Origin of the sequence: Corynebacterium sp., from assembly GCF_030152825.1 — a bacterium.
GTDB lineage: Bacteria > Actinomycetota > Actinomycetes > Mycobacteriales > Mycobacteriaceae > Corynebacterium.
Genome location: NZ_JASLIP010000022.1, coordinates 1 through 5269 on the forward strand (window position 1 = coordinate 1; position 5269 = coordinate 5269).

Here is a 5269-nt window from a genome sequence, read left to right on the forward strand (position 1 = left end):
AATCTCCAACAGCAACCGCGGCGACGTCGCCCCACGCATCTGCGAGAGACCATCATTGACCACCGCAGCACACCGCGTCAGCGTCGCCGGCCCCAACGCCTCGGCCTGCTGCCGCAACGCGTCCTGCTCCTGCTCCGGAACATCCACCAGCCCGCGCTCGAAAGCATCCGGCACCGCCTGAACAACCAGCAGGTCACGGAAGCGATCCAACAAATCCATCGCAAAGCGACGAGGGTCGTAACCGGCGTTGATGACGTCGTCGACAACCGCGAACAAGCCCGCCTGATCCTGGGCAGCCAGCGCCTCCGCGGAACGATCCAGGAGCGAGGAATCCGTCACGCCCAGCAGCGCCACCGCGCGCTGATAGGTCACGCCCTCCGGGCCCGCACCGGCAAGCAGCTGATCCATGATGGACAGGGAATCACGCGGCGATCCCCCGCCCGCGCGCACCACCAGCGGATACACGGCGTCCTCAACGACCGCGCCCTCGTCGGCGACGATGCGCCCCAGCAGGCCGCGCATGTCCGGCGGAGTGAGCAGCCGGAAGGGGTAGTTGTGCGTCCGCGAGCGGATCGTCGCTAGCAGCTTCTCCGGCTCGGTGGTCGCGAAGATGAAGATGAGATGCTCCGGCGGCTCCTCCACGATCTTCAGGAGGGTGTTGAAGCCCTCCGTGGTGATCATGTGCGCCTCATCGATGATGAACACGCGGTAGCGGGAATCCGCGGGCGCGTAGAACGCCCGGTCGCGCAGCTCCCGCATGTCATCCACGCCGCGGTGGGAGGCGGCGTCCAGCTCCGTGACGTCCAAGCTGCCCGGGCCACCGGGGGCGAGCGCGATGCAGGAATCGCACTTCCCGCACGGCGTCGACGTCGGACCCTCCACGCAGTTCAGCGAGCGCGCGAGGATGCGTGCCGAGGAGGTCTTACCGCAACCGCGCGGGCCCGAGAACAAGTACGCATGGTTGATGCGCCCGCTGTCCAGCGCGACGGACAGCGGCTCGGTTACATGCTCCTGCCCCACGACCTCGGCAAACGAGGCCGGGCGGTACTTCCGGTATAAAGCCACGTCCCTAGGTTACCCGGCGGGGCAGACACGCCAATTCGGTCCTGCTTGCCCAGCGCCGTTGCCGGTTCGGTGTGCTGCTTTGGGGGCGCCTTCCCCTTTTTTCATGACGACGACGCCGCCACCGCCGTCACGGTGGGCTGTCACCGCACCGCCTACGACGTAGCGGGAGGCGGTGGCGTAGCGGGCAGCGGCGACGCTACTGCCCTTGCAACCGGCAGGACTGCTCGCGACGCCCCGCGACGGTGTCACAGCAGCGGGTAGCCGTCCCCGTCCTCGAAGTAGGGGCCGGCGCCCAGGAGGATCATGATGAACTCGACCATCGACCAGATGTAGACCGCGAGGAGGATCGGGATGCCGATGAGGAGGATGGAGGTGGCCCAACCGAAAACTGTGAGCCCTAGCTGCCACTTCGCCCGGCGCTGGTAGCCCAGGTAGAAATTGTGCACGCCCAGGGTTCCCAGGAACACCGCCAGCACCGCGGCGACGATCGAGTTGCGCGAGCTGGAGCGCATGGCATCAAAGCCGTGGGAGCCGTGGTTCGGATAGCCGGGGACCGCGGAGGACGCGGCGAGGCCCTGGCTGCCGTGGCCGGGGTAGCCGCTATGGCTTCCCTCGGCGCTATCCATGCCGGTGGGGAATCCGGGCAGCCCCTGGTGCTTGGGCTTGTACTGGGACGTGTTCGGGTACCCATGCTTGTTCTGGTAGCTGGGCTTGTTCGCGGCGTGGTCTGCCTGCATATCGTCGTAGAGGTCGCGGTACTCGTCGGCGATGGGATTGTGCGGGTTTTGGAAATCGCCGAACCCACCCATCGGGTCGCCGATGAACGGGTCCTCCCCGTGGGGGTTGGAGTGCCCGTGAGAGTACGGGTTCTTCGCCATCATCGCCTCCTCGTACCTCCTATCCTCAATCCTTCGATTCACTTTTGCCACCTGCGGCCACGACCAGCGGGATTCGCGGGCCATCGCCGCAAGGCTCGCAGTCTGCCGCAGCCTAGCGCATCAGGTCGTTAATATTAACCTGCTGCTCAACCAAATAGTTCTGGAGCTCGTCCACGCCGTTGCGCCCCTCTTCGGCAGCACGATCGAGGATCTCCAGCTCGGAGTCGGTGATCATCACCAGCTGGGCCGGCACCGTCAGTCGGCCCGGGTGCGTGTAGTCGAAGCCCTTCTCGCTGACCGGGCCATCCGCACCGAGCTGGTCGGCCTTCTTGGCGCCGTCCCCGCCGTCACCAGCGATCTCGTGGACCTGCGGAACACCCTTCTCCCAGAGGAATGGCACGATCAACAGCCCGTGACGGGCGGAAAGCCCCTCGCGCACGTGGTCGCCCAGCCCGCGCATCACCGTGCCCGGCTGCGGGGTCCACACGCCCGGGTCCTGGGAGACCATCGTCGCGGCGGCGGCCACCAGGTTCGGCGCGAGATCGTCGTGACCGGCAGCCACCGTGACGAACTCGACGCGCACCTCGGTGCCCGGCTCTGCCTCCAGACCGACCTCGATGCGGCCGGCGTCCAGGCTCATCGCGACGGTCTCCGGCGCGGCCGTGCCGTCCCCACCGAGGGCGACGGATGCGGCGGCGAACTCCGGGAAGGACTCACCAACCCGGTAGGTGTCCACCTCGAGTGGCTCGGGCAGCAGCTGCTCGACCCAGGCGAAAGTTTCCTCTTGGTTCATGTGTCCTCCTTAAAGCTCCGACACGGCCAGGACTTAGGCCCCGGTCTCCACTGCCTCGATCGCGGCGAGCAGCACGCAGGTCGCGAAACCGTCCATCGCCAGGCGCACCTGCTCCGGCTCCGGCATCGACGGCGCCAGGCGCAGGTTCTGGTCCTTCGGATCCTGCTTCAGCGGGAACGTTGACCCCGCCCCGGTCAGCGCCACACCGGCCTCCTTGGCCAGCTCAACGACGCGACCAGCGGTTCCTTCGACCACGTTGACACTGATGAAGTAGCCACCAGCCGGGTCGGTCCACTCAGCGACACCCAGGCCGCCGAGGCGTTCCTCGAGGATCTCGACGACCGCGCGGAACTTCGGGGCCAGGGAGCCCGCGTGCTTCCGCATCAGCGCGCGCACGCCCTCGGCATCACCGAAGAACTGCGCGTGGGCCAGCTGGTTGACCTTGTTCGGCCCGATGCCGCGGACGATCGCGTGGCGCTTCCACCACTCCAAGTTCTCCTCGGAGGATGCGAAGAAAGCCACGCCGGAACCCGCCTGCGTGATCTTGGAGGTGGAGGACATGCACCAGAAACGGTTCGGGTTGCCCGCCTCGGCGGCGAAGCCGAGGACGTCGTACACCGGCGGGAACTCGTCCGTCAGGGTGTGGACGACGTAGGCGTTGTCCCACACGATGCGGAAGTCCGGCGCCGCCGTCTCCAGGGACGCCAGCTCGCGGCAGACGTCCTCGGAGTACAGGGTGCCCGTCGGGTTGGAGAACATCGGGACGGCCCACATGCCCTTGACCAGCGGGTCCTTCACCAGCTCACGAACCTGGTCCAGGTCCGGGCCATCCTCGAGGAGGTCCACTGTGATCATCTCGAAACCGAAGTGCTCGGTGATCGTGTGGTGGCGGTCGTAGCCCGGCACCGGGCAGATCCACTTGAGCTTCTCGCCCTTCCCCGCTGCCTCCGCGGCCTCAGCTGCCCACGGCGTGGCGGAATCGTTGGTGCCGAAGGTGTATGCCCAAGTGACGAGGTCGAAGGCCATGTTCAGGGAGGAAGCATCGCCACAGACGATGTTCTCCGGGGCCACGCCGATGATCTCCGACCAGATGTTGCGGATATCCGCGATGCCGGTCAGCCCACCGTAGTTGCGGGTATCGGTACCATCGGCGGCGATGAAGTTCTTGCCCGGGAGGCTGAGCAGATCCACCGCGAAGTCCAGCTGTTCGGCGGATGGCTTACCGCGGGTGAGATCCAACTTCAGGCCCTGGGCCTTGAGATCTGCATACTTCTTCTCGACCTCTGGCTTGAGGGAAAGAAGCTGGTCACGGTCAATGTTTGCGAGCTGCACGGTGCTGACGCCTCCTGCGTATGGGGCTCAAAGAATTCTGTGGCAAATACTATTTTGATTCTAACAAGCGCCCCAGACACGGGCTTGGTCTGTGCACGGGGGCGCTCGAACTGGGCCTGCCACGATGAGCCCCACGATCGACGCCCTCCCTGAACCAAGGGACGCACCACCACAACGCCGCGTTCGGTGTTAGCCAGCGAGGCATTAAACATCGGTTTACGGTGAGGCCATGAAGAAAAATCGATCAGGGAAATGGCTTGCTTCAGGGGCACTGGCGGTTCTGGTCGCGGTGGGACTCACCGCATGCGGGGAAGGTGACCACCCCACTCCTGAAACCACCACGGCGACGTCGCCCTCTGCCACCGACGAGGCTATAACGACCACCAAGCGCGCCCCGGCTCCAACGACCGCGAAGCGCGAAACGACAGAAAATACGGCGGAAAGCACAACCCAGCCGGAAACAGCGTCTGATGCAGCTGCCCTCGATGAGCTCGAAGAGGTGGACGCATTGATGTTCACCGGTAACGGCTCGGGCCCCTTGGCCGGAACCCGGTTCACTTCCCCTGATGAATCAGTCCACTGCCACCTTGCCGGAGAGAAAAACGCTTGTGTGGTGATGTCGCGCATGAAGCCGGGAAACCATGAGGATTGGCCGGACAGCGAGCGGGTCAACGACGGCATAGACGGACAGATATCTGCCAACACGATCGGGTGGCATCCGAACGCAGCCGATTTCTCGGGGCCACCCAAGACGTGGGCCTTGCAAGGCACATGGCCCGCGGTGAACACCGGTGTACCGCTGAAAAAGGGAACCAAGGTCAGTGTTCGGATGACCCTCGAAAGCGATGACGACGTGACCTGTGGCGCCCCCACTGATGACACTATTACCTGCTCTATCGGCTCCCACGGCTTCACCGTCGGGGAGGATACGTACCGCACCTGGTAGCCCTGCGCTGATCATCGGCGCCGTTCCTGAGTGAATGCAATGCATTCCGCGCATAGAAACGAAAGAAACCCCAGGTAGCGAACTACCTGGGGTTTCCCAACTGCGGAGGATGAGGGATTTGAACCCTCGAGGGGCGTGAGCCCCGCACGCGTTCCAGGCGTGTGACATAGGCCGCTAGTCGAATCCTCCGCTGACTACTATACCCAGGGCCACCAAGCGCACAAAATCCCCAGCGCTCGCAGCATTTCCGGTCCC

At 64.9% G+C, this 5269-nt stretch carries 5 protein-coding genes and 1 tRNA gene; 1 reads left to right on the top strand and 5 read right to left on the bottom strand.

Features of this window, described 5'->3' with window-relative positions; genetic code table 11:
* The 4 genes from Q1V78_RS02830 to Q1V78_RS02845 all read right to left on the bottom strand — a co-directional run.
* Window positions 1-1065 (bottom strand): DNA polymerase III subunit gamma and tau (locus Q1V78_RS02830; protein WP_300611406.1); only part of this gene is annotated, 1065 nt, incomplete at its 3' end.
* Window positions 1066-1310: 245 nt separating this feature from the next.
* Window positions 1311-1985 (bottom strand): TM2 domain-containing protein, encoded by a 675-nt coding sequence (locus tag Q1V78_RS02835; RefSeq protein ID WP_300611408.1) that lies wholly within the window; start codon window positions 1983-1985, stop codon window positions 1311-1313.
* 70 nt (window positions 1986-2055) lie between these two features.
* The gene (locus Q1V78_RS02840) at window positions 2056-2736 is read right to left on the bottom strand and encodes a hypothetical protein (protein WP_300611410.1); all 681 of its coding nucleotides are present in this window, start codon (window positions 2734-2736) and stop codon (window positions 2056-2058) included.
* A gap of 33 nt (window positions 2737-2769) precedes the next feature.
* Complete coding sequence (locus tag Q1V78_RS02845) at window positions 2770-4068, bottom strand: aminotransferase class I/II-fold pyridoxal phosphate-dependent enzyme (RefSeq protein ID WP_300611412.1); 1299 nt, start codon at window positions 4066-4068, stop codon at window positions 2770-2772.
* Between the two features lie 229 nt (window positions 4069-4297).
* Here Q1V78_RS02845 and Q1V78_RS02850 point away from each other — a divergent pair, with 229 nt between their 5' ends.
* Window positions 4298-5014: a hypothetical protein gene (locus Q1V78_RS02850; RefSeq protein WP_300611414.1), complete on the top strand. Its 717-nt coding sequence runs from the start codon at window positions 4298-4300 to the stop codon at window positions 5012-5014.
* A 103-nt stretch (window positions 5015-5117) separates the two neighbouring features.
* On the opposite strand, the gene Q1V78_RS02855 is transcribed toward Q1V78_RS02850, so the two are convergent.
* Window positions 5118-5203, bottom strand: a tRNA-Ser gene (locus tag Q1V78_RS02855).
* Between the last annotated feature and the right edge of the window lie 66 nt (window positions 5204-5269).